Origin of the sequence: Sulfurospirillum sp. UCH001 (assembly GCF_001548035.1) — a bacterium.
Taxonomy (GTDB): domain Bacteria; phylum Campylobacterota; class Campylobacteria; order Campylobacterales; family Sulfurospirillaceae; genus Sulfurospirillum.
This window is the reverse complement of record NZ_AP014723.1, coordinates 1470035-1493189: the sequence shown is the minus strand read 5'-3', so window position 1 is coordinate 1493189 and position 23155 is coordinate 1470035. Positions and strand designations below refer to the sequence as shown.

Below are 23155 nucleotides of genomic sequence, written 5' to 3'. Positions count from 1 at the left end.
TCAAAAAACTATTTAAAAAACGTAAGTGCTCGCTCTAAATCTTCTTTGGTGTCAATACCAAAACTCTGGCTTTCTACCTCGACCATCGCAATGCTATAACCATGGTAAATGGCGCGTAATTGCTCTAATTTTTCAATATGCTCAATTGGTGCATAAGGAAGTGCACAGAATGTCTCAAGCGATTTTTTACGAAAAGCATAGATGCCTAAATGCCCAAAGTATCCATCAAATCCACCTTCGCGGTCATATGGAATTGCACTTCTTGAAAAATAGATAGCGTTGCCATGAGCATTTAAAATAACTTTGACAAGATTGGGATCTTTTACGTGTGAGAGATCAATCTTCTTACACGCACTGGTAATCATCGCATCGGTGTTTTTAGCTCGTTCAATCACGCTTTTTACGACAGCTTCTTCGATGAAGGGTTCATCTGCTTGAACATTGACAATAATTTCATCTTCTGTGAGAGAAAGCTTTGATGCTGCTTCATTGATACGGTCTGTTCCACTTTGATGATTTTGCGAAGTAAGAATGGCTTTAAACCCATAATCATGTGCAAGGGTTACCACTTCTTCCGTGTCAGCTGCAATGGCAACATCATCAAGATTTTGTACACGTTTTGCTGTTGCAATGACCATAGGAAGACCATGAATGTTTGCTAAAATTTTATTAGGAAAACGTGTTGAAGCAAGACGTGCGGGGATAATGATCATTGCGCTGCCTTATTTAGAAAATCAAAAATTTCCGCTTCAATTTTATCTTTATCGACCACTTTATCATGAATAACAGTTTCATTAAACAGATCGCTAATACATGTTGGAATACTCACATGAAGCGCTTTACTAATGCCCTCAAGCGCCTCTTTATCGCTGTATTTGATGCTATCTTGCTTAATGGCGTTGAGCATGGTTGGAGCAAATTTTGTCCATTCTGCAGTGGAGCAAAGAACGCATGGAAGTGGCTTTGCTTTTAGTGTTTGATAGGCTTTAAGGCATGTCGCCGTATGAGGGTCCATTACATAGCCCTTTTGTGCATAATGTCTGATTTGCTCTTTGCCAAAAGCATCATCACAGTAAACGGCTTCAAAATCTTCTTGTAAGCTTGCTAGTTCACTGCTTGTCAGTGTATAGATTTTTTGCTCTTTTAGTGCTTCCATAAGCTCTTTGGTACGAGTTGAACCAAATTTATCAAATAAAACACGCTCAACGTTTGATGAGATCAAAATATCCATCGCTGGAGATGTTGTTTGTAGCAGGCTTCGGTTACGAAGATCATAAACACCTGTTGTTATCAAGTCTGTTAAAATGTTGTTGATATTAGACGCAATCAAGATTTTTTCGATTGGTAATCCCATTTTTTTCGCATAATAAGCACCCAAAGCATTACCAAAATTTCCACTTGGAATGATGGTGTAAAAAGGTTTCCCAAGCTCAACTTTTCCTTGTTTGAGCATTGCTACATAGGCATAAATATGGTAGATGATTTGGAAGATAATACGTCCAAAATTAACTGAATTTGCAGCGCTCAGTTTGATATGCTTGTTACTGAGTGCTTCTTTAAAACTTGGTGATGCAAGAAGTGTTTTGAGCGCATTTTGAGCATCATCAAAATTACCATGAATACCAATAATTTTCAGATTTGGACTCTTTTGTGTGGTCATTTGAAGTCGTTGGACATCACTTGTACCGCCATCAGGGTACAAACAGACAACTTTGATGTTTGGTTTATTTGCAAAAGTATCAAGTGTCGCTGGACCTGTATCACCACTGGTTGCTGCTAAAATGAGGTATTGCTCATCTAGTTTTTGAGCAAGATGAGAAAGGATATAGCCAAAAGGTTGTAATGCCATATCTTTAAATGCACGTGTTGGACCATGATAGAGCTCATTTACAAAGAGGTCATCTTCAATTTGAGAAAGAGGGGTAGGCTCTTTTGCATCATCAAAAGCATCGTAGAGTGCGACTGCTTTTTTCATGACTTCTTCTTCGATATCAATGTTGAAAAGTTTTAAGATATCAAGCGTGATCTCTTTATAGCTCTTTTTAGAAGCACTCTCTAAAAAAGCAGTATCTATTTTTGGTAAATTCTCTGGTACATAAAGTCCGCCAAAACTTGCACTTGGATTTAAAATAGCAAATGAAAAAGGAACTTTATTTGGTTTAACACCATCATTTCCACGAGTTTCGATAAACATAATTCTTTTGTCCTTATTCTTTAATAATGGTGCCAATACCATCTTTGGTAAAGAGCTCTAATAAAATGGAATGTTCAACTCTACCATCGATAATATGAGCGCGTTCAACGCCACCACGAAGGGTTTCTAAACATGCGTCTAGTTTTGGAATCATACCACCGCTAATCGTTCCATCTTTTTTAAGCGCTTTGATTTTTGCTTTATCAAGACTTGAGATAAGATTACCTTCTTTATCAAGTACGCCCGGTGTGTCTGTTAGAAAAATAATTTTTTTTGCTTTGAGTGCAACAGCGATTTTACTTGCCGCTAAATCAGCATTGATGTTATATCCTGGATGATCAACATCATCTCCTGCTGCGATAGGTGCAATCACAGGAATAAATTTTTCTTTAATAAGGTTTTTGAGTACTTTTTTATCGATTTTGGTGATATCACCCACTAAACCGTATTTTCCATCATCCATTGGTTTTGCACGCATAAAATTAGCATCTTTACCGGTAATACCAATTGCTTTTGCGCCATGATGGTTTAAAAGAGTGGTGATTTCTTTATTAATACTTCCGCTAAGAACCATCTCGACTACTTCCATGACTTGATCGTCTGTTACACGAAGTCCATCGACGAAATTGCTTTTAACTTCGAGTTTATCCAACAGAGAGTTGATTTTTTTACCACCACCGTGAACAATAACAGGCTTAATGCCAACAAGATAGAGCAGAACGATATCTTTTGCAAATTGTTCTTTAAGTTCTGGGTTAATTTGTGCGGCTCCACCGTATTTAATGACAATGGTTTTTTTGTTAAAGTGTTTAATGTACGGCAGTGCGTCCATCAAGATTTGTGCTTGTTGTATTTTATGTTGCACAGCAAATCCTTCGTTAAAGGTTAAAGCCTTATTTTAGCGTTTAGGAGCTAAAAGTGCGTTGATTTTTGCTTTTGTTTCAGGAAAGATTTCTACTTCGAGTTTGAGAATAGAGAGTGGAATGTCAAAAGTAGACATTTTTACAGCGTCTTTTTGTGTTGTTAAAATGGAGGTTGCATTGTGTTCATGCAAGAGTGTTTCAAGCTCTTTTTCATTGTACATGTAATGATCTTCAAAGCTTACTTTTGCAATCACATTTTCTGGTAAATAAGCATCCAAACGACTTGGTTTGGAGATAGCAGTGACTAAGAGCATTTTCTCTGTTGGACTCAGGACTTCAACATGACGTTTGAAGTCTGCACCTTCTGAAATAATCACATCTGCATACTTATAGAGGAAACGAGGTTCTCTATAGGGGCCACTTGGAAGACAAAACGAGTTCTTTGGCTCAGGAATTGGTTTCATGAGAATATCAATTTTTGAGATAAAACTTTTTGAAAAACCATCATCTAAAAAAATAATTTTTGCACCTCTTTTTTTTGCAAAACGAATGGCTTCTACACGGTCTTCGCTTACAATGACGGTTGCATCAGGTAATGATTTTGCGTAAAGCATCGCTTCATCACCACTTGCCATGGCATCACACATGATTTGTCCATTATCTGAAACCAAAATGAGCCCATGTGATTTTCGTCCATAGCCTCTTAGAACAATGGCAATATTTGAATAATCTTTTGCCAAAGCTATACAAAAAGGAGTTTTGCCATTGCCACCGACTGTAAGATTACCGATACTTACAATAGGAACAGTAAAGTACAGTTTTCGCTTTTTGCCAAAAAAGCGTTTACTTAACACAATAGCGCAATAGATAGCACTCAGTGGCAGTAAAACATACGACAAGAGTCGCTGTATGAAAGAAGTAGGGTAGAAGAGATAGGCCTCTACCCATAGAACAATACGTGAACGATTAAACACGGTTCTTTGCTATCTCTTTGATTTGTTCACAAATATGTAAGATGTCTTTATCGCTCAGACTTGAATAAATCGGAAGTGATAGTATTTGTTGATAATTACTCAGTGCTTTTGGAAAGTCATTAACACGGAGATTGTATTTATGTTTATAGTAGCTTAATAAATGCAATGGAATATAGTGAAGACCTGTGTAAATACCACGTTCTTTTAGCTCTTTAGCAAAATTATCTCTGTTTTTGTCTATTTTGATGATGTACTGAGCATATGTATGATCACGTTTTTTTACAGGTGTGCTTACGTGAGGACATGATGCGAGCTCACGATTGTAAATATCTGCAATTTCAATGCGTCTTTCAATGAAACTTTCATTTTTTTCTAATTGACCAATCGCATAGGCAGCATTGAGTTCATTAAGATCATATTTAAGACCAATATCGACAACATCATAAACATAGCCAAGGTTACCAAATTTATCCCAACCTTCACCTACAAGGGCATGATTACGAAGAAGTCTTGCACGTGCTGCAAGCTCAGGATCTTTTGTGGTCATAATTCCTGCACTGGATACAGAATTGTTGGCTTGTGGATTGAAACGAAAGACTGTGATGTCTGCATCAAGCGATCCAATTTTTTTACCATTATAGGTTGATCCAAGAGCTGCTGTTGCGTCTTCAACAATTTTAATGTCATAGAGTTTTGCAAGTTCATAAATGCGCGCAAGATCTGCAGGTTGTCCTGCGATATGGCTGATAAACGCACCTTTTAGTTTTTTTGCTTTATTGTTTTTCAAAACACTTTCAAGTTGTTCAACATCAATATTAAAATCATCTTTGTCAATGTCCACAAAAATAGGTTCAGCATCAAAGTGGCGAACGACTTCAGCCACAGAAGGGAAGGCATTGACAGAACAGATAATTTTATCGCCACGCTTAAGATCTAATGCACACATCGCAAGGTGCATTGCGGCTGTTCCATTGACAGTCGAAATAGCATCGCCACAAGGGATGTATTTTATGAACTCTTTTTCAAGGGTTTCAACTTTATTTGCTTTTTCCAAATCCAAAACTTCATTGATAAGTGTCTTTTCTCTTTGGTCGATAAATGGTTTATAAAATGGTATTTCTTTCATGTTTATCCTTTATTTTATCGCTGTCAAATCAGCTATGGTTGGGAGTTTACCTTTAAATCTATTGTTTGCAATACGCTCAAGTGTCATCTCGACAAGTGCTCTTTCAAATCCAGCAGCTAATAAAGCTTCTTTGTTTTTACCTTCTTCCATATGAGCGTAAAGGACTTGATCGATTTGAGCATAACTAAATCCAAACTCATCTTCGTCACTTTGATTTTCCCAAAGATCCGCTGATGGAGCTTTTGTAAGAATGGAGTGTGGAACACCAAGATGGGCTGCAAATTCAAATATTTCAGTTTTATAGAGTTCGCCGATAGGATTGATCGCACATGCAAGATCCCCGAAAATAGTGCCATATCCAAGAAGGATTTCACTTTTATTTCCTGTTCCTAAGACAAGAGCATTTTCACGTGCAGAGATATCATATAAGACAGACATTCTCATGCGTGCACTAAAATTACCGATGCGAAGTTTTGAAGCATCTTTTTTGTCATGGAAATAGGTGTCTACTAGTGGCCCAACAGGAATTTTTTCAGTTTTGATACCAAATTTTTGGCAAAGCTCAGTTGCATGCTCTAAACTGGCACGACTTGATGTAGAGGAGGGAAGCATAATACCTAAGAGGTTGTCTTTAAAAGCTTTATGTGCAAGAATCGCAACAACTGCCGAATCTATACCACCACTAATACCTAGAACAACTTTGGAAAAACCAGCTTTTTTCACCTCATCTTGAAGAAACTTAACTAAATAATTTTCGATAGATTGGTATTTGTTCACGACAGTAACCTCATAAGCAATTTGAGCAACGACTCAATTATACTAAACTTAAAATTAATGCAATCTTTTAAGCTTCCAAAGCAAAATAAGATGAGATGTGTTAAAATTTGAGAAATACTAGAAAGAAGTGATAAATGCAGATAAAAAGTAGAGCATGTGGTGCTTATGGAACAAATTGTTATATTGTAAGTATTGATGGAAAAGAAATTATTATTGATCCTGGTATGGAAGCTACAGAATGGGTTTTGCGTAATGTCAATCATCCTGTAGCTATTTTAAATACGCATGGCCATTTTGATCATGTATGGAGTAATGCAGCACTTGTACAAGAACTTCATGTTCCTATTTATGCCCCAAAAGATGATTGTTTTATGCTAGAAAATGACCCTTTTACGCAGGGTACACCAGAGAGTCATGCTGATATCGCAGTTGAGGGGGATCAAACCTTCACGATAGAAGGCATTGATATTGCATTTTTCCATTTCCCAGGGCATACCCCAGGATGTAGTGCCATTTTAATTGGAAATGCGCTTTTTAGTGGGGATTTTATTTTTAAAAATTCTATTGGTCGGTATGATTTTCCATACAGTAGCAGTGAACAAATGCGACAAAGTTTGGAAAAATTCCTAAAAATTAAAGCAGATTGGGAAATTTTTCCAGGTCATGGAAGCAGTACAACGCTCAAAGCTGAGCAAAAAAATGTACCTTATTGGTTCAATTTTTTATGAAAAATCTTTAGGATTGAAACTCGCTTGGAGTTCATCGATCTGTGTTTGAAGAATGTGTCTTTCAAGAATAACCGCTTGGAAAATACCTTCAAACACCTTAATCTCATTGATCATACCGATAACCTTAATCTCTCGCTTTCTTGCATCTTCAAAACGACCTTTTGCCTCAAAGTTGACTAAGTCACCCACTTTAGCTGGGGCAAAAAATTTGGTGCGACATCCAATAACAACAACATTAGGTTCATTGACAGCCGCGACAGCTGCGTATTCTGCCGAGCCAAAAAGAAAACCACTGTGAATGAGTCCAAATTCATCAACGCTCATGTCATTGGTAGTTTGTAAAACAACTTTAGAGGTGTTTTTAGCAAGTTCAACAAGATTCCCAACAAGAGTACTTTTAACTTTTTGATGTGTTTTGATGTCATCATTTAAAAAATTGGTTGAATCGAGTGAGACGTCATCTGATATTTCCAACTCATCATCAAAATTGCTGGTATTATCAATCATCTCTTTGACTAATCCCGCTTTACTCTTAACCATTTAGCATCCTTGCTGTTAATTCGTTTTATTGTGTGCAAATCGGCTGATTTAGCGTTTTGCTTTAATATAGACTCTCTTTGGTGCAGGAAAGCCTTCGACAGTAAGTTCAGGGTTGTTTGGATCTAAAAAATGCTCCAAACTCTCTCCGTAAATCCATTCTGTTTTTCGTTGCTCATCTGTGTCAGTTGTTTTGATTTCCAAAAGCTCAATGTCTCTGAATTTTGCACGCTCTAGCCAATTATACAATGCAGGAATTGTTGGTACAAAATAGACATTGGGAATTTTGGAGTACGTTTTAGAAGGGCAGAGGGCTACTGGTGTATCTCCATCAATCATAAAAGTGTCCAAAATAAGCTGACCCTCTGGATTGAGTCCTTGGTAGAGGGCTTTAAGTGTTTGAATAGGATCACTGCGATGGTAGAGTACTCCTAAACAAAAAAGAGTATCAAATTTATGTTCGTATAAAGGTAGATGCTCCACACCTAGCATTTCATAAACGATATCACTCTTCATAAAATGGTTGATAAAATCAAATTGTGTTTTATACAATGCCGAAGGATCAAACCCAACTAATTTTTTTGGGTTTTGTGAAAGCATACGGAAAAGATAGTAGCCGTTATTACAACCAATGTCTCCTACAATTTTACCTTCTAGATTAAAATGGGGCTCTAAAAGATTGTATTTTATAAAACTTTGCCATTCGGTATCGATAAAGGTTCCAAAAAGTTCAAAAGGACCTTTGCGCCAAGGACGAAGGGCTAAGGCACACTCTTTGATAGCCTCTTTTTCGGCATCATTGATTTGCGAGGAGTCTATTGTAACGGTATTGCCTAGTGTGTAGTGAATATTTTGTATGGAAGGCAAAGACGCGAGAGCTTGTCGCATCGGTGCAATATCTTTCCAGTTAAGCCATGCCAAGCGCTCTTGGCGAATCGTAGTTAAAGACATGGAAGATTATTCGAAAAGGCTTTTGGTAGCATTAACACTCTTGTCAACTCCTTTGGAAACACCATCAGTTACTGTTTTGTAGTCAACAAGATTTTCGTCGCATTCTTTATGGTAAATACCCATGCCATCGTAGTACTCTTTGCAATCATTATAGTAACGACCCGATACTCCACGGTCATTAAAATAGAGACAACCTTGAAAAAGAAGACCTGTTAAAAGGATTAATATTGTTTTCATAGTAGCTATAATAGCATTTCATTTATTAAATTTTCAAGGGTTTTGATGGAGCGTATATTAGAGCATTTTAGAGCCATAACGGCAATTCCACGTTGTAGTCATCATACAACTAAAATGAAAGATTATATTAAAACGTTTGCACTCTCTTTGGGTTTTGAAGTACAAGAAGATCATGCTGGAAACATCCTTTGTCAAAAAGGATCACCTAAGGTGTGCTTACAAGCACATTACGATATGGTGTGTATTGGTGAGACACATAAAATTGAAATTGTCTTAGAAAATACCCTTATAAAGGCAAAAAACTCTACTTTAGGTGCAGATAATGGCATGGGTATGGCTATTATGTTTTGGGCTATGGAGCGAAATGAAAACGTAGAGTGTCTTTTTACTTCAGATGAAGAAGTAGGGCTTATTGGCGCTATGCAATTTCGCTTACCACTAAAATCCTCTTATCTTTTAAATCTAGATGCCGAAGAAGAGGGTGAAATTTATATCGGCTGTGCAGGTGGTGTAGATGTCATCGCATCTTTAGCATTACATTATGTACCACTTGATGAACAGGCAAAGCTCTATGAAATTAGTGCTTTTGATTTTGTTGGTGGTCATTCTGGTGTAGATATCGATAAAAAAATTCCCTCTGCGATTAAAGCATTGGGGTATGAGTTATTAAAACACGATGTCTCTTTGGTCAGTCTCCAAGGAGGCGAGAGACGCAATGCTATTCCAAAAAGTGCAAAGGCTATTGTTGCGTCTAAAGCACCTTTACAAGTTGAAGATACGCGTTTGAGTGTAAAAGCCTTAGAAGAAGGAACATACACAAGTGCTATTGTCCAATCTAACGCTATTATCAAAGCAATTGGTGCTTTTGCACAAGGGGTCCGTGAATGGGATAGAACACTTGATATTCCTTCTATGAGTATTAACTTAGGGATCATTTCTGATTTTGAAGGTGTTCTTAGACTTGATTGTGCTGCACGTGCTATGGATGATAAAAATTTGGCTATACTAACACATGAAACAATGGCTTTTTTTAAGGCACTTGGTTTTGATGTAAAACAAGAGGGGTGGCATGGTGCATGGAACCCTGAAATGACTTCTTTTGCACAGAGTGTGTATGGTGTGATGAAAGAATTTTACCCTCATGCCGCGTTTAAAGCGATTCATGCGGGGCTTGAATGTGGGGAATTAATCTTGCGTCAGCCAAAGAAAATAGAAGCTGTTTCTATTGGACCAACCATTCGTTATCCTCATTCATTAAGAGAAGAGTGCGATATGAATTCTGTTAACAATACAGCATTTATTGTTCAAAAAATTATTAATACATATAAGGATTAAGCTATGGCACTGATACATTCTGCTTCACTTGAACTTGGTAAAACATTAGAACATTTTGAACTTGAAGACCCAAATGGAAAAATTTTCAAAAGTAAAGATCTTTTTGGTAAAGGTGGATTCATAATTGCAGTGATGTGTAATCATTGTCCTTATTCCAATGCAATTTGGAAACGTCTTAATGCGGTTGCTGAATTTGCTAAAAAACTCGATATTACCGCTGTTGCTATCAACCCAAATATTCATCCAAATTACCCAGAAGACTCACCGTCTCACATGCTTGATAAGATTAAAGAGATGGGGATAGAATTCCCTTATCTCATTGATGAGCACCAAATGGTTGCTAAAAGTTTAGGTGCCGTTTGTACACCAGATATCTTTTTATTTGATGCGGAAGAAAAGCTTTATTATCATGGACGCTTGGATGATAATTGGCAAGATGCACGTAGCGTTAAAGAAGAAGATCTTAGAGAGGCGATCATGCTTTTATTTAGCAAACAAGAAGCTCCTAAAGTTCAGCATCCATCACAAGGATGTTCTATAAAATGGATTGATACCGTTACTGGATGATCAGACTTTAAAGCTTTGTGTCGTTTTACAATACGCTTTTAAAAAACACGCTTCACATAAGGGATGGACTGCTTTGCAGGTGTATCTGCCAAAAAGTACCATTGCTTGGTGAAGCGTATGCAGTTCACTTTTAAAAATCTTTGTTAAATCTTCCTCCGTCTTAATCGCTGTTTTAGCACTTGAGAGTCCCAATCGATGCGCAACGCGGTAGACATGTGTATCAACCGCCATTAAATTGGCATTGGCATACTCAATCATCACAACGTGGGCTGTTTTTTGCCCAACGCCTGCAAGTCCCATAAGTTTTTTTTCATCTAAAGGAATTTCTCCATCATAGAGTTCCACGACTTTTTGTGCCATCTTGAGAAGATTGACCGCTTTGTTATTGAAAAATGAACATGAATTGATAAAAGACTTAATGTCATCAAGGTTGGCATTTGAAAGCGCTTTTAACGTAGGATATTGCTCAAAAAGTGCTGGAGTGATGAGGTTGACACGTTTATCTGTGCATTGTGCTGAGAGCATCACACAGACTAATAGCTCGTATAAAGAGGTGTATTTTAGTTCCGTAACCGCTATTGGATAATGTTCTAAAAAAAGAGCTTTAATGGCTGCAATCTCTTTTTGGGTTGCTTTTTTCATCTCAAACCTTGCTTCGTTTTGAAAAATTATACCGACAATCCTTAAAATTAACATTTCATTTAAGAAATAGTAATAAGATTTGGGGTACAATACGCGAATTACTTCAATAAAGGATCTTAGTGAAAAAAGTTATTCTAAGTAGTATTGCTGCGGCAGTATTAGGTGTAAGTTTAAATGCAACAGTTTATGCAACTGTAAACGGTGAAGATGTTAACGATCAAGATATCGCTGTTCTTATGCGTGCTATGCAAGGCGCAAAGTTTGAAGAACTTCCTGCAGATGCAAAACAAAAAATCGTTGAGCAAGCTGTTGAGAGAAAATTATTGACAACAGAAGCAACAAAAAGCGGTGTAGAGAAAGATAAAGAGTATGCTGAAGCGTTAAAACGTATTAAAGCAGACCTTGCCCTTGAAGTATGGATGAAGAAAATCTACGATGCAGTCAAAGTAGATGCAAAAGATGTTAAAGACTACTATGACAAAAATGCAGACAAATTTATGCAACCAGCAACAGTAAAAGCAAGACACGTTCTTGTTAAAACTGAGCAAGAAGCGAAAGATGTTATTAAAGAACTTGATGGTTTATCAGGTCAAAAACTTAATGACAAATTTGTTGAATTAGCAACAACAAAATCAACAGGACCAAGCGGACAAGGCGGTGGTGAACTTGGTTGGTTTGCTGCAAATCAAATGGTAAAACCTTTCTCAGATGCTGCGTTTGCACTTAAAAAAGGTGAAATCACTAAAACTCCAGTTCAAACACAATTTGGTTTCCACGTAATCTTAGTTGAAGACACAAAACCAGCAGAAAAAGCAACATTTGAAGCGGTTAAACCACAAATTGAAAATGGCTTGAAAATGGAAAAATTCCGTATTCAAGTAGCGGATAAAGCACAAACACTTAGAAAAAATGCAAAAGTAACCATCAAGTAATTCCAGATTAACTCAAAGGTATTTTATGGTAAATGCGAAAATTTTTGATTGTATAAAACCAGGTGTTGTGACAGGAAATGATGTGCAAAAGGTTTTTGCAATCGCAAAAGCAAATCAGTTTGCAATCCCAGCTGTAAATGTTGTAGGAACTAACTCTATCAATGCAGTTTTAGAAGCAGCAAAAGCAGCGAACTCTCCTATTATTGTTCAGTTCTCTAACGGTGGAGCTGAATTTTATGCAGGAAAAGGCGTCAATGGACTTAAAGCAGGTGTTCTTGGCGCTATTAGTGGTGCATTGCATGTTCATACTGTGGCTGAAGCCTATGGTGTAGCTGTAATTTTACATACAGATCATGCAGCACGTAAACTTCTTCCTTGGATTGATGAATTACTCAGTGCAAGTGAAATGCATTTTGCAAAAACAGGTAAACCACTTTACAGTTCACATATGTTAGATCTCTCTGAAGAGTCTTTGGAAGAGAACGTTCAAACATGTGTTTCTTACCTAAAACGTATGAGCAAAATGGGTATGACGTTAGAAATTGAACTTGGTTGTACAGGTGGAGAAGAAGATGGTGTTGATAATACCAACTTGGATAACTCTGCCCTCTACACACAACCTCAAGATGTAGCCTATGCGTATGAAGAGCTTATGAAAGTAAGTCCTAACTTTACGATAGCAGCATCTTTTGGTAATGTTCATGGCGTTTATAAGCCAGGTAATGTTCATTTAACACCAAAAATCTTGGATAATTCTCAAAAATATATTCAAGAAAAATTTAAAACCGATGCAAAACCAGTGAATTTTGTATTCCATGGTGGTAGCGGAAGTGAACTTGCTGACATTCGTGAAGCAGTAGGATACGGTGTTATTAAGATGAACATCGACACCGACACTCAATGGGCATTTTGGGAAGGTGTTAAAGGGTATATTGAAAAATACGCTCCTTACCTTCAAGGACAAATTGGTAACCCAGAAGGTGACGATAAACCAAATAAAAAATATTATGATCCACGTAAATGGCTTCGCCCTGGTGAAGAGGCTGTCAAAAGTCGTCTTCTCAAAGCCTTTGAAGATCTGAATTGTTTAAACCGTTGTTAATTATAAGAAGCCCTAAAATAGGGCTTCTTCTCCAATACATTTAAATGCTTTTTCCTTCATCCCCTTTTGAGAGACGTTCTTTTCAAAATCAATTTTTTTATCTTAAACGTGATGATCTCTTATATAAAGATTTTTCAGGTAACAAAGCTCGAAAATTTCACTACTTTCTGACGCATGATTTTCCTATTATCAAACGCGTGGTGAGCTCAGGATCAAACCAATCAAACGCTATGTATTCTCTTTCTGTACTAGCGCGTCTAAAAGGGTGGGAATTTATCTATGTGTGTGACCATATTCCAAGCTTTCTTAAAGAAAATCCTATAGGTAATTACAAAGCTGCTTGTGAGAATGGCATGAAGGTTATAGAATCCCATACACGTGAAGATGAAATTTTAATGTACTGTGATGAGAAAACAGTGCATGTTGAAGAGGGTGGCAGACAAAAAGAAGCTGAAGAAGGTGTCGCTGTATTGGCGAGAGAGCTCTTAGCTGATATTCAAAGAGAAAACATTCAAAACCCATACCTTTTCTTACCTTCTGGCACAGGAACAACAGCACTTTTTTTGCAAAAGCATCTACCTTTCCCTGTATATACGTGTCCTACCGTAGGGGATAGTACTTATTTGCAAAAACAGTGGACGATGGTTGAACCAGAAACTACTCATTTCCCCATCATACTTACAGCAGCTAAAAAATTTCATTATGGGAAACTCTATCCAGAGCTGTTTGAACTCTGGCAAAGATTGAAACACGAAATGGATGTGGTGTTTGATTTGGTGTATGATCCTGTAGGATGGAGTGTTCTTTTAGAGCATTTACCTCATCTTCATGGTACGCCTATCTACGTGCACCAAGGTGGAATTTTGGGTAATAGCTCAATGGAAGAACGCTATAAGCGAAAAAAAACTATAATAAAGCACTTATAAAGAGGATGAACAATGTTACTTTTAAAAACGAATGAACCAAATTTCAAAGCCCAATTTGACGAACTTTTGCGTCGTGGACATATGGATATGGAAAATGTCTCAAAGATCGTTTTAAACATAATTGCAGAGATTAAAGCCGAAGGGAATGGCGCTTTAAAAAATCACATTGAAAAATTCGATAAATGGTGTGTAGAGAGTGATGAGGCGCTCGAAGTAAAAACTTTAGATATGAAAAAAGCCTATGATGCGCTTGATGTGAAACTCAAAGAAGCGTTAGAGCTTGCGTACAAACGCATTTATGCATATCATGAAAAACTTATCCCAAAATCATGGCTTGATTTTGAGAATAATGGTACTGTTTTAGGACAAAAAGTTACTCCAGTAGATCGTGCAGGCCTTTATATCCCTGGTGGTAAAGCGGCGTATCCAAGTAGTCTTTTAATGAATGCTATTCCTGCTATTGTTGCAGGTGTTAAAGAGATTGTTGTCTGTACGCCAGCACCCAATAATGAACTCAATCCATTGTTGCTTGCTGCTATGCATCTGTGTGGCATTAAAAAAGCTTACAAAGTGGGAGGGGCTAGCGCTATTGCTGCAATGGCATACGGTACACAGAGCATTCCAAAAGTTGATGTCATCACAGGACCAGGAAATATTTTCGTTGCAACCGCTAAAAAGTTGGTCTTTGGTGAAGTAAACATTGATATGATCGCTGGACCGAGCGAAATTGGCGTATTAGCGGATGAGAGTGCAAATCCTCACCATTTAGCGATTGATCTTCTCTCTCAAGCAGAACATGATGAGATGGCAAGTTCTATTCTCATTACACCTTCGTTAGAAATTGCTGAGAAAACACGCACAGAAGTGTATGCATGGCTTGAAAAACTAGATAGAAAAGCGATTGCAGAAGTTTCTATTAAAGAGCGTGGAGCGATTATTGTAACGTCAACGATGGATGAAGCGGTTGATTTAATGAATCAAATTGCGCCAGAGCACTTAGAAGTAGTGACATCACATCCTTTTGATTTATTGCCTAAAATTCGCCATGCGGGGGCTATTTTTATGGGCTCTTACACGCCAGAGCCTATTGGGGATTATATCGCTGGACCTAACCATACGCTTCCAACGGGCGGTACAGCTAAGTTTTACTCACCATTAGGGGTAGAGAATTTCTTGAAGCGTTCATCCATCATTAGTATGAGTAAACAAGGCATCGATGAGATTGGTGAGGCATGTGCATTACTCGCACATACAGAAGGTCTTGGCGCACACGAAGCAAGTGTTCGCGTTCGTCTTTCTAAATAGACAGCCATGAATATTATTATTTTAGGAGCGGGCGGCGTTGGTAGCTATTTTGGAGCGCGCCTGCTCCAAGCAGGTCATAATGTCGCTTTTGTGGCAAGAGGCGCACATCTTGAAGCTCTTCAAACTGAAGGCTTGCATGTCAAGCATCCACATTTTGAATTTGAAGAAAAAATCAGGGCGTTTGATCTTGATAGTTTAGCTGATTTGGATGCCACTTCGATAGATCTGATAATTCTCGCAACTAAATCCATTGCTACGCGTGAGATGTCTATGCATCTTGCACAATGGTTGCGTACCCAAATGAAGCCTCCTTATATTCTTTCATTGCAAAATGGTGTCGAAAATGAAGCGATTTTGTGTGATTACTTTGCTGAGGAGTATATCATCGGTGGATTGACACGCAAAATTGGTGCACATGTTAACAAACCAGCCTATATTGAGGCTGTGGGCACTGCTGAGACTATTTTAGGAATGATGCATTCATCAATGGAAAATGAGCGTTTTTTAGAAGAACTCGCGCTGATTTTCAATCAAGCAGAAATTCCTACACAAACAACACACGATATCAAACAAGAGCTTTGGAAAAAGCTTATCATTAACAATGGTGTCAATGCTTTGTGTGCCTTGCTTCGTGTGCAAACAGGTGTTTTATTTGAGCAAAATTCTCTTGCTGATGTGGTATATGGATTGATGCAAGAAACAGCGCATGCAGCTCGTAGCTTGCATATTAAGATTTCGCAAGAAGATGTTGACGCAATGTTTACTCTTATCAAACAGTTTGATTCTATTAAGCCATCAATGCTTGTAGATTTAGAACATGGAAGATCATTAGAGATAGAAGAAATCTGTGGTGTTGTGATAAGAGCACTTCATCAAATAGGTGTCGATGCACCTTATACAAAAACGATTAAGGCATTGCTTGAATTTAAATTGGGAGAAAAAGTGTGAAAGCAAAAATTGGAATATTAACTGTTTCTGATCGTGCAAGTGCAGGTGTGTATGAAGATCTCTCAGGCAAAGCGATTATTGAGACACTAAATGCGTATCTGAGTTGTGAATGGGAAAGTGTTTATAAAGTCATTCCTGATGAGCAGCCATTAATCGAGGCAGCCCTTGAGCATATGGCAGATCACGATCAATGTTGTTTGATCGTTACAACGGGAGGAACAGGTCCTGCACTTCGTGATGTCACACCTGAAGCTACAGAAGCGGTATGTGAGAAGATGATGCCAGGTTTTGGAGAGTTGATGCGTCAAGTAAGCCTTAAGTATGTGCCAACAGCCATTTTATCACGTCAGACTGCAGGAATTAGGGGTAAAAGTTTGATTATCAATCTTCCTGGAAAACCAAAGTCGATTCGGGAGTGTTTGGATGCTGTTTTCCCAGCTGTTCCATATTGTATCGATCTTTTAGAAGGACCATTTTTAACGTGTCATGAAGAGGTGATTAAGCCTTTTCGTCCAAAGGCCTAAAATAGGGTAGAGTAGGAGCTAAAAAGCTCCTACTCTTTAGAGATTCTTACACTCCAAGAGAGTTAAGTTCTGCTTCGATTTTTGCCATTTTTGATTTAGCGTCATCCAAACCTTTTTGATTTTCTGCGATAACCTCTTTTGGGGCATTTGCCACAAAGCGCTCATTTGAGAGCATACCTGAAAGCTTCATGATCTCTTTTTCAAGTTTGATTTTTTGATTGTTCAAACGCTCAATAATAGGGCTAAGATCAACGCCTTCAAGAGGAATAAACACTTCTACATTATCGCCAACATCGGTTGCAGAGTTTGCAATTTTTGTCTCTGTAAAGTCGATTTTCTCAACTTTTGCCAATAAACTAATGTATTTAATAGCATCTTTAAGATTTTCTGCATTTGGTACTTTGATGTAAGCATGTTCGATTTTTTTGTTTCCAAGGTCGATATTTGCTTTTGCACGACGAATGCCAACAATCGCTTCGATAACAAGTTCAAAGGTTTTCTCGATTTGCTCATCACGTTTTAGCGCATGAGGGTAGCGTTTCACCATAATGGACTCTGTTGATTCGAGTGTCGTGTCTGAGAGCTCTTGGTAAAGGAACTCTGAGATAAATGGCATAAATGGATGGATTAGTTTCATCGCTTCTTTGTAAATAGAACCTAACTCTAAAATCGCAGGTTTATCGGCTTTACTAAGCTCAATGCCCCAGTCACAAAATTCACCCCACAAGAAGCGGTAAAGGGTGGTTGCGGCGTCATTGAAACGGTAATCGCTAAAGTGAGCTCGTACCTCTTCCATCGCAACAGCTAAACGGCTTTTCATATACGCACCAAGGGCTGTTTTAATCTCGATATTTTCCAAATCTTTAAATGAGTTTGCATTCATGAGCAAGAAACGTGACGCATTGTAAAGTTTGTTGGTAAAGTTTCTAATTTGCTCGAGTTTCTCACCACTGAGTTTAATATCACGACCTTGAACAGCTAAGATAGCAAGTGTAAAGCGTAAAGTATCGGCACTGTATTCGCTGATAGTGTCAAGAGGATCGATGACATTGCCTTTAGATTTACTCATTTTTTGACCGTGTTCATCTTTAACAAGGGCATGAAGGTAAATGTCTTTAAATGGAAGTTCTCCAAGTGTATGTTCGCCTGAGAACATCATACGCGCAACCCAGAAGAAAAGGATGTCAAAACCCGTGATGAGAAGCGTATTTGGGTAAAAGTCTTTTAAGTCATTCTCATTCCATTTCTCGCCTTTATAAGCGTCTCCATTTTCCCAACCCAGTGTTGAAAATGGCCAGAGACCCGAGCTAAACCATGTGTCTAGAACGTCTGGGTCTTGGTGGATTTTAGCGCTTTTACATTTTGGACATTCATGCTCACAATCTTTTTCGCTTGCCCATTCGTGACCACATGCATCACAGTAAAATACAGGAATTTGATGTCCCCACCAAAGTTGGCGCGAGATACACCAGTCACGTAGGTCTTTCATCCATGCATTGTATGAGTTGATCCAATGGCTAGGATAAAACTCTGCTAAGTGTTCATTGACTTTAGCAATTGCACCATCTGCGATCTCTTTTTTTACAAACCACTGTTTTGAGATATACGGCTCAACCACGTTCTTACAACGGTAGCAGTGACCAACTTGATTCTCATAGTCTTCCACTTTATCGACAAAACCTTCAGCATCGAGTTTAGCCATAATAGGAGCACGCGCCTCTAGTCTCTCTTGTCCTTTAAACTCACCACAATAGTCATTTAAAATACCGTTAGAGTCAAAAATAGTGATAAATTCTAGATTGTGACGTTTGCCAACTTCGTAGTCGTTAACATCATGAGCAGGGGTTACTTTAACACAACCTGTTCCAAAGCTCATATCAACGTGTTCATCAGCGATAATTTCAATTTCACGACCAATGAGTGGAAGAACCACTTTTTGACCGATCAAGTGTTTATAGCGCTCATCTTCAGGGTGAACCATAACAGCCGTATCACCAAAGTAAGTCTCTGGACGTGTCGTTGCAACGACGAGATAGTCGTTAGAGTCTTTGAGGAAGTATTTGAGGTGGTAGAGTTTGCCTTTGTTTTGCTCATACTCTACTTCGATGTCACTAAGCGCACCATCGTGGGTACACCAGTTAACCATGTAGTTGCCACGAACGATCATACCTTCATTGTAGTATTTTACAAATGCTTTTTTAACAGAGTGTTTGAGTCCTTCATCCATCGTAAAGCGCTCTCTGCTCCAAGCTGGAGAAACGCCAAGTTTTCGCATCTGATGAACGATTTGTCCGCCACTGTACGCTTTCCATTCCCAAACTTTCTCTAAAAATTTCTCGCGTCCAAGCTCTTCTTTTTTAATCCCTTGTGCAAGAAGTTGTTTTTCAACAACGTTTTGTGTAGCAATACCCGCATGATCAGTTCCTGGTTGCCAAAGAGTTTTAAAACCATCCATACGTTTAAAACGTGTAATGATGTCTTGGAGGGTAAAGGTGAGGGCGTGACCAATGTGAAGGCTTCCTGTAACATTTGGAGGAGGCATCATAATACAGAAGTTTTTACCGCTCTCTTGGATTGTTTTATTTCCATCAATCTCAAAGTAGCCTCTATCTTCCCAAATCTTGTAGTAACTCTCTTCGATCTCTTTTGGATTGTAAACAGTACTTTTTTCGCTCATAGGTTTATATACCTTATAAATTTTTTAGGGGATTATACAAAAAGAGGGGTAAGACTTGGTTTAAGCAAGGTAAGTAGCGGTATTTTTGCCTGCTTCTTTAGAAATATAAAGTGCTTGGTCAGCACGTTGTAACATTGTTTTAAAATCATCATCTTTTTTATACGCTGTATAGCCGATACTAAGGTTGATTTGTAACTCTTGATGTTCATGATTTCGTGACACAGGAATAACTTTATGATTAAATTCATTCAATATGCGATTGACAATGATCGAAGCGGCATCTTTGTCCTGATCAACAATACTAATAATAAACTCATCACCGCCAAAACGAGCAATGGTATCGGAGGTACGTAAAAGATGTTGCAAGGTATGTGCAGTGGTCTTTATGGCCTCATCTCCTACAAGGTGTCCATACGTGTCATTAATAGGCTTAAAATCGTCAATATCAAGAATGACTAAGAAGAGGTTTTCTTGGTTGCGTTTAACTTTATGAATCTCCTTTTGGAAGATCGTCATAAACATCAATCGATTGTAAAGTCCTGTCAATCCATCAAAATGTGAAAGATTTTCGACTTCAAGGTAAGATTTTTTTAAAAAAATAGCCAAAAATGTAATAAGGATAGAGAGAATAAGAGAAAAAACAAAAGAATAAATGAGTGCACTTTGAACAATTTCTTGCTGTTCCGTGAGCAATTTTGTATCAAAAAAATCAAAAAGAGCAAAAGTGTTTTTGTATTGATCAAGATGCTTTTCATGTAAGATTAAAACAGGTGTTGTACTAATGAAAAGATTTACTATGAAGGTTATTGTTCCTAGTAAAATAGGCTTTTTAAGCAAAATGCTAGGTACTCTTTTCATGAGTTTATATACCCCTTTTGTATTGGGGAAATAGTACCATAAAATCTGTTAAAGTGGAGAGTAAAAAAAGTAGAGGTAAAAAAATAAAGAGTCGTTTTCACGACTCTTTGTATTCGTACAAGCCTGCACTTAAATAACGCTCGCCTGTATCACATAAAATGGTAACAATAGTTTTACCTTTGTTTTCTGCTTTTTGTGCGATAGCTGACGCAACATAGACATTGGCACCTGCTGAAATACCAACCAATAAGCCCTCTTGTTTCGCTAAATTACGTGATGTTTCAATAGCATTTTCATAACTGACTTTTACAACCTCATCATACACTTTTGTATCAAGGACAGCTGGAACAAATCCTGCACCGATACCTTGAATTTTGTGTGGTCCAGGGTTTCCTCCTGAAAGAACGGGTGAAGTGTCTGGCTCAACAGCAATAATTTTAATATTTGGATTAAGCTCTTTTAGTCTTTTTCCTGTTCCTGTAATCGTTCCACCTGTTCCTACCGCTGCAACAAAAATATCAACTTTACCATCGGTATCTTTCCAGATCTCTTCTGCTGTGGTTGCATAGTGGATTGCTGGGTTTGATTCATTGGCAAATTGCTGTGGTACAAAAGAGTTCGGTGTCTCTTTTGAAAGCTCAGTTGCTTTTTCAACAGCGCCTCTCATGCCTAATGTTGGTTCTGTTAAAACAAGTTCTGCACCTAGTGCTGCTAAGAGTTTACGGCGCTCTAAGCTCATTGAACTTGGCATTGTCAAAATAAGTTTTAAACCAAGACTTGCACACACGGTTGCTAAACCAATACCTGTGTTTCCACTGGTAGGCTCAATAATAATTGAATTTTTATCAATTAAGCCCTTATCTAGGGCTGTTTTAATCATGTTGAAACCGATACGATCTTTTACTGAATGTGATGGATTCAAAAATTCACATTTTCCAAGCACTAAAGCATTCGATGCATTTGATGCATGGTTAAGTTTTACAAGTGGAGTGTTACCGATAAGTTCTGTTACGTTTTTTGCATACATAGGAATCTCCTTTAATTAGATTTAGATGCTATAGTTTAATTGGTTACTAAGACGTTGTGAATAGACTTCAAATTCTGATAAGGGCACATTGAAAATCTCTTGGATTTTATGATTGCTCTCTTCATAGAAAATACGAAGAACTGGGTCTTTTACGTCAACGTCTGTAACAACAAGATTGCCTTCAAGGGCGATAAGAATATCTTTGATCAAAATATCCTCAGCATTTTTTGCTAACAAATAGCCACCATAAGCACCTCTAACGCTACTGACCAAGCCTGCTTGACGTAGTAGAATTAAAAGTTGTTCAAGGTAGTTTTGTGGGATCTCAGCACGTGCTGAGATCTCTTTAATTTGTAATGGTTTGTTGCTCTTCGATAAAAAGAGCTGGTACATGGCACTTAAGCCATACATTCCTTTGGTTGAGAGTAGTGACATACTTTTCTCCTTACCCGAGCGCGATTTTAAGATCTTCGATCAAATCATCTGCATTTTCAAGACCGATACTAAGGCGAATAAGTCCAGCTTTGACACCTGCTTTTTCTAACTCATCAGCAGAGAGCTGTTGATGTGTAGTACTTGCTGGATGCGTGATAATAGACTTAGAGTCACCAATATTCACAACGACTGAGAAGATTTTTGTTGAATTTAAGATATGTTTTGCAAATTCAAAATCTTCCACTTCAAAGCTTAACAGTCCTGATGTTTGAGCATCTTTGAAGTACTGTTTTGCTCTTGTATGTAAAGGATCACTCTCAAGTCCAGGATAAGAGACTTTTTTGACTTTTGGGTGCGATTTTAAGAATGATGCCACTTTATAAGCATTGCGTGAATGCTCTTTCACACGAAGAGAAAGTGTCTCAAGTCCTTGAATGAGTAACCAAGAGTTAAACGGTGCAATCGTTGCTCCAATGTCACGAATCAGTGAAAGACGAATTCTGAGTGAAAAGATAGGGAATGGTAATGTTGCATAGACCAATCCATGGTAACTCTCATCTGGTTCGTTGAATTGTGGGTAACGTGGGTTGCCAATGAGTTTTGCATTAAGCCCTTTTGCCTCAACGACTAAACCACCAATGGCGCTTCCTTGACCAGAGATGTATTTACTCGCACTATGAACGCTTACATCAATGCCATGGTTAAGTGGTTGGAAGAGAATAGGGGTTGCAACGGTGTTATCTGCAACGGTAATAATGTTATATTTTTTAGCAACTTCGACGATTTTTTCGATATTTGGAATTGCAATTTGTGGGTTTGAAAGTGTTTCAAAGAAAATTGCTTTTGTTTTCTCATCGATCAATGCTTCTAAGTCATCAGCACTATCACTATCAAACACTTTAGCTTTAATGCCAAAACGTTTAATGGTGTGTGTTAAAAGCGTTGTAGCTCCACCATAAATTTTCTTAGCAACAATGATGTTATCACCCGCTTCAGCAAGATTTGCAATGGCAAAAAAGATCGCTGCTTGTCCGCTCGCTGTAGCAATAGCGGCTTCACCATTTTCAACAGCTGCTATTCTAGCTTCAAGAACATCTGTTGTTGGGTTATTAAGACGTGTATAAATAGGTCCTAACTCTTTTAAAGCAAAACGATTTGCAGCAGTCTCTGCGCTTCCAAAATCATATGCTGTTGTTTGGTAGACAGGAACTGACATTGTTCCAAACTGTTGCTTGTCATATCCATAATGTAAAGCGAGAGTTTCTTGATTCATTTCAAATCCTTTTTTTGTTTTGTTGCTGAAAGTATAGACTATTTTTTTTCTAATGTCAAGTAACTTTATCAAAAAACTAATGATTAAAAAAGTAGAGATTGATTTTTTAGAAAGAGGAGGGCAAAATGAATAATGATCTATAGAATATAAAAAACGCATTAAATAGAAAATAATACGCAAATCCCAATGAAATATAAAGAAACTAACAGAAAAAATT

Annotated in this window: 24 protein-coding genes; 9 read left to right on the top strand and 15 right to left on the bottom strand. The window is 37.8% G+C overall.

What is annotated here, in order from left to right:
• Positions 1–8 precede the first annotated feature (8 nt).
• Genes kdsB through UCH001_RS07455 form a run of 6 tightly spaced genes read right to left on the bottom strand, consistent with a single transcriptional unit; the run spans position 9 to position 5934 of the window.
• On the bottom strand, positions 9–713 hold the full coding sequence (gene kdsB / locus UCH001_RS07480; RefSeq protein WP_067176367.1) for a 3-deoxy-manno-octulosonate cytidylyltransferase: 705 nt from the start codon (positions 711–713) through the stop codon (positions 9–11).
• Positions 710–2197 carry a threonine synthase gene (gene thrC, locus UCH001_RS07475; RefSeq protein ID WP_067178493.1) on the bottom strand — a complete coding sequence of 496 codons (1488 nt, stop codon included), beginning with the start codon at positions 2195–2197 and terminating at the stop codon, positions 710–712. Before thrC ends, kdsB begins: the two co-directional genes overlap by 4 nt.
• 10 nt (positions 2198–2207) lie before the next feature.
• Complete coding sequence (argB, locus tag UCH001_RS07470; RefSeq protein WP_067176364.1) at positions 2208–3059, bottom strand: acetylglutamate kinase; 852 nt, start codon at positions 3057–3059, stop codon at positions 2208–2210.
• Between the two features lie 33 nt (positions 3060–3092).
• The gene (locus UCH001_RS07465; protein ID WP_067176362.1) at positions 3093–4031 is read right to left on the bottom strand and encodes a tetraacyldisaccharide 4'-kinase; all 939 of its coding nucleotides are present in this window, start codon (positions 4029–4031) and stop codon (positions 3093–3095) included.
• A complete protein-coding gene (locus tag UCH001_RS07460) occupies positions 4024–5157 on the bottom strand; it encodes a DegT/DnrJ/EryC1/StrS aminotransferase family protein (RefSeq protein ID WP_067176360.1) in 1134 nt (377 codons plus the stop codon). The genes UCH001_RS07465 and UCH001_RS07460 overlap by 8 nt, the downstream gene beginning before the upstream one ends.
• A 9-nt stretch (positions 5158–5166) precedes the next feature.
• On the bottom strand, positions 5167–5934 hold the full coding sequence (locus tag UCH001_RS07455; RefSeq protein WP_067176358.1) for an NAD+ synthase: 768 nt from the start codon (positions 5932–5934) through the stop codon (positions 5167–5169).
• Positions 5935–6068: 134 nt separating this feature from the next.
• Between UCH001_RS07455 and UCH001_RS07450 the strand changes: the two genes are divergently transcribed.
• Entirely contained in the window at positions 6069–6662 is a 594-nt protein-coding gene (locus UCH001_RS07450; RefSeq protein WP_067176356.1) for an MBL fold metallo-hydrolase, read from the top strand.
• Here the strand turns inward: UCH001_RS07450 and UCH001_RS07445 are convergent.
• From UCH001_RS07445 to UCH001_RS07435, 3 genes are read right to left on the bottom strand one after another with little or no spacing between them, the layout of a single operon-like run.
• Entirely contained in the window at positions 6657–7202 is a 546-nt protein-coding gene (locus UCH001_RS07445) for a thioesterase (protein WP_067176353.1), read from the bottom strand. The genes UCH001_RS07450 and UCH001_RS07445 overlap by 6 nt on opposite strands.
• Positions 7203–7250: 48 nt before the next feature.
• Positions 7251–8150 (bottom strand): tRNA 5-methoxyuridine(34)/uridine 5-oxyacetic acid(34) synthase CmoB, encoded by a 900-nt coding sequence (cmoB, locus tag UCH001_RS07440; protein WP_067176350.1) that lies wholly within the window; start codon positions 8148–8150, stop codon positions 7251–7253.
• Between the two features lie 6 nt (positions 8151–8156).
• On the bottom strand, positions 8157–8387 hold the full coding sequence (locus UCH001_RS07435; RefSeq protein WP_067176347.1) for a hypothetical protein: 231 nt from the start codon (positions 8385–8387) through the stop codon (positions 8157–8159).
• 45 nt (positions 8388–8432) lie between these two features.
• Here UCH001_RS07435 and UCH001_RS07430 point away from each other — a divergent pair, with 45 nt between their 5' ends.
• Together UCH001_RS07430 and UCH001_RS07425 are read left to right on the top strand one after the other, a co-directional pair.
• Positions 8433–9722 carry a Xaa-His dipeptidase gene (locus UCH001_RS07430; protein ID WP_067176344.1) on the top strand — a complete coding sequence of 430 codons (1290 nt, stop codon included), beginning with the start codon at positions 8433–8435 and terminating at the stop codon, positions 9720–9722.
• A gap of 3 nt (positions 9723–9725) precedes the next feature.
• Positions 9726–10289, top strand: a complete 564-nt coding sequence (locus UCH001_RS07425; RefSeq protein WP_067176342.1) for a thioredoxin family protein — start codon at positions 9726–9728, stop codon at positions 10287–10289.
• Here UCH001_RS07425 and nth read toward each other — a convergent pair whose 3' ends face one another.
• Positions 10290–10931, bottom strand: coding sequence for an endonuclease III (nth, locus tag UCH001_RS07420; protein ID WP_067176339.1), 642 nt, complete (start codon positions 10929–10931; stop codon positions 10290–10292).
• A 119-nt stretch (positions 10932–11050) separates the two neighbouring features.
• Here nth and UCH001_RS07415 point away from each other — a divergent pair, with 119 nt between their 5' ends.
• The 6 genes from UCH001_RS07415 to mog are packed head-to-tail and all read left to right on the top strand — an operon-like array spanning position 11051 to position 16668.
• Positions 11051–11863 carry a peptidyl-prolyl cis-trans isomerase gene (locus tag UCH001_RS07415; protein WP_067176336.1) on the top strand — a complete coding sequence of 271 codons (813 nt, stop codon included), beginning with the start codon at positions 11051–11053 and terminating at the stop codon, positions 11861–11863.
• Between the two features lie 25 nt (positions 11864–11888).
• Complete coding sequence (gene fbaA / locus UCH001_RS07410) at positions 11889–12965, top strand: class II fructose-bisphosphate aldolase (RefSeq protein ID WP_067176333.1); 1077 nt, start codon at positions 11889–11891, stop codon at positions 12963–12965.
• Positions 12966–13009: 44 nt separating this feature from the next.
• Positions 13010–13891 (top strand): 1-aminocyclopropane-1-carboxylate deaminase, encoded by an 882-nt coding sequence (locus UCH001_RS07405; protein ID WP_067176330.1) that lies wholly within the window; start codon positions 13010–13012, stop codon positions 13889–13891.
• Positions 13892–13903: 12 nt separating this feature from the next.
• Positions 13904–15196 (top strand): histidinol dehydrogenase, encoded by a 1293-nt coding sequence (gene hisD, locus UCH001_RS07400; protein ID WP_067176328.1) that lies wholly within the window; start codon positions 13904–13906, stop codon positions 15194–15196.
• 6 nt (positions 15197–15202) lie between these two features.
• The gene (locus UCH001_RS07395) at positions 15203–16144 is read left to right on the top strand and encodes a ketopantoate reductase family protein (RefSeq protein ID WP_067176325.1); all 942 of its coding nucleotides are present in this window, start codon (positions 15203–15205) and stop codon (positions 16142–16144) included.
• Positions 16141–16668, top strand: a complete 528-nt coding sequence (gene mog, locus UCH001_RS07390) for a molybdopterin adenylyltransferase (RefSeq protein WP_067176322.1) — start codon at positions 16141–16143, stop codon at positions 16666–16668. Before UCH001_RS07395 ends, mog begins: the two co-directional genes overlap by 4 nt.
• Positions 16669–16714: 46 nt before the next feature.
• Here the strand turns inward: mog and UCH001_RS07385 are convergent, their stop codons facing one another.
• The 5 genes from UCH001_RS07385 to UCH001_RS07365 all read right to left on the bottom strand — a co-directional run bounded on the left by UCH001_RS07385 (position 16715) and on the right by UCH001_RS07365 (position 22938).
• Entirely contained in the window at positions 16715–19345 is a 2631-nt protein-coding gene (locus tag UCH001_RS07385; protein WP_067176320.1) for a valine--tRNA ligase, read from the bottom strand.
• A gap of 60 nt (positions 19346–19405) precedes the next feature.
• On the bottom strand, positions 19406–20203 hold the full coding sequence (locus UCH001_RS07380; protein WP_067176318.1) for a GGDEF domain-containing protein: 798 nt from the start codon (positions 20201–20203) through the stop codon (positions 19406–19408).
• 97 nt (positions 20204–20300) lie between these two features.
• Positions 20301–21230: a cysteine synthase A gene (gene cysK, locus UCH001_RS07375; protein WP_067176315.1), complete on the bottom strand. Its 930-nt coding sequence runs from the start codon at positions 21228–21230 to the stop codon at positions 20301–20303.
• 21 nt (positions 21231–21251) lie between these two features.
• On the bottom strand, positions 21252–21665 hold the full coding sequence (locus UCH001_RS07370) for an Rrf2 family transcriptional regulator (RefSeq protein ID WP_067176312.1): 414 nt from the start codon (positions 21663–21665) through the stop codon (positions 21252–21254).
• Between the two features lie 10 nt (positions 21666–21675).
• Positions 21676–22938: an O-acetylhomoserine aminocarboxypropyltransferase/cysteine synthase family protein gene (locus UCH001_RS07365; protein ID WP_067176309.1), complete on the bottom strand. Its 1263-nt coding sequence runs from the start codon at positions 22936–22938 to the stop codon at positions 21676–21678.
• Positions 22939–23155: the final 217 nt, after the last annotated feature.

Excerpts from the sequence above, each read along its gene's own strand:
- kdsB (WP_067176367.1), bottom strand. The coding sequence starts at position 713 with ATGATCATTATCCCCGCACGTCTTGCTTCAACACGTTTTCCTAATAAA.
- UCH001_RS07460 (WP_067176360.1), bottom strand. The coding sequence starts at position 5,157 with ATGAAAGAAATACCATTTTATAAACCATTTATCGACCAAAGAGAAAAG.
- UCH001_RS07450 (WP_067176356.1), top strand. The coding sequence starts at position 6,069 with ATGCAGATAAAAAGTAGAGCATGTGGTGCTTATGGAACAAATTGTTAT.
- UCH001_RS07445 (WP_067176353.1), bottom strand. The coding sequence starts at position 7,202 with ATGGTTAAGAGTAAAGCGGGATTAGTCAAAGAGATGATTGATAATACC.
- cmoB (WP_067176350.1), bottom strand. The coding sequence starts at position 8,150 with ATGTCTTTAACTACGATTCGCCAAGAGCGCTTGGCATGGCTTAACTGG.
- UCH001_RS07435 (WP_067176347.1), bottom strand. The coding sequence starts at position 8,387 with ATGAAAACAATATTAATCCTTTTAACAGGTCTTCTTTTTCAAGGTTGT.
- UCH001_RS07430 (WP_067176344.1), top strand. The coding sequence starts at position 8,433 with ATGGAGCGTATATTAGAGCATTTTAGAGCCATAACGGCAATTCCACGT.
- UCH001_RS07425 (WP_067176342.1), top strand. The coding sequence starts at position 9,726 with ATGGCACTGATACATTCTGCTTCACTTGAACTTGGTAAAACATTAGAA.
- nth (WP_067176339.1), bottom strand. The coding sequence starts at position 10,931 with ATGAAAAAAGCAACCCAAAAAGAGATTGCAGCCATTAAAGCTCTTTTT.
- fbaA (WP_067176333.1), top strand. The coding sequence starts at position 11,889 with ATGGTAAATGCGAAAATTTTTGATTGTATAAAACCAGGTGTTGTGACA.
- UCH001_RS07405 (WP_067176330.1), top strand. The coding sequence starts at position 13,010 with ATGCTTTTTCCTTCATCCCCTTTTGAGAGACGTTCTTTTCAAAATCAA.
- hisD (WP_067176328.1), top strand. The coding sequence starts at position 13,904 with ATGTTACTTTTAAAAACGAATGAACCAAATTTCAAAGCCCAATTTGAC.
- UCH001_RS07395 (WP_067176325.1), top strand. The coding sequence starts at position 15,203 with ATGAATATTATTATTTTAGGAGCGGGCGGCGTTGGTAGCTATTTTGGA.
- UCH001_RS07385 (WP_067176320.1), bottom strand. The coding sequence starts at position 19,345 with ATGAGCGAAAAAAGTACTGTTTACAATCCAAAAGAGATCGAAGAGAGT.
- UCH001_RS07380 (WP_067176318.1), bottom strand. The coding sequence starts at position 20,203 with ATGAAAAGAGTACCTAGCATTTTGCTTAAAAAGCCTATTTTACTAGGA.
- cysK (WP_067176315.1), bottom strand. The coding sequence starts at position 21,230 with ATGTATGCAAAAAACGTAACAGAACTTATCGGTAACACTCCACTTGTA.
- UCH001_RS07370 (WP_067176312.1), bottom strand. The coding sequence starts at position 21,665 with ATGTCACTACTCTCAACCAAAGGAATGTATGGCTTAAGTGCCATGTAC.
- UCH001_RS07365 (WP_067176309.1), bottom strand. The coding sequence starts at position 22,938 with ATGAATCAAGAAACTCTCGCTTTACATTATGGATATGACAAGCAACAG.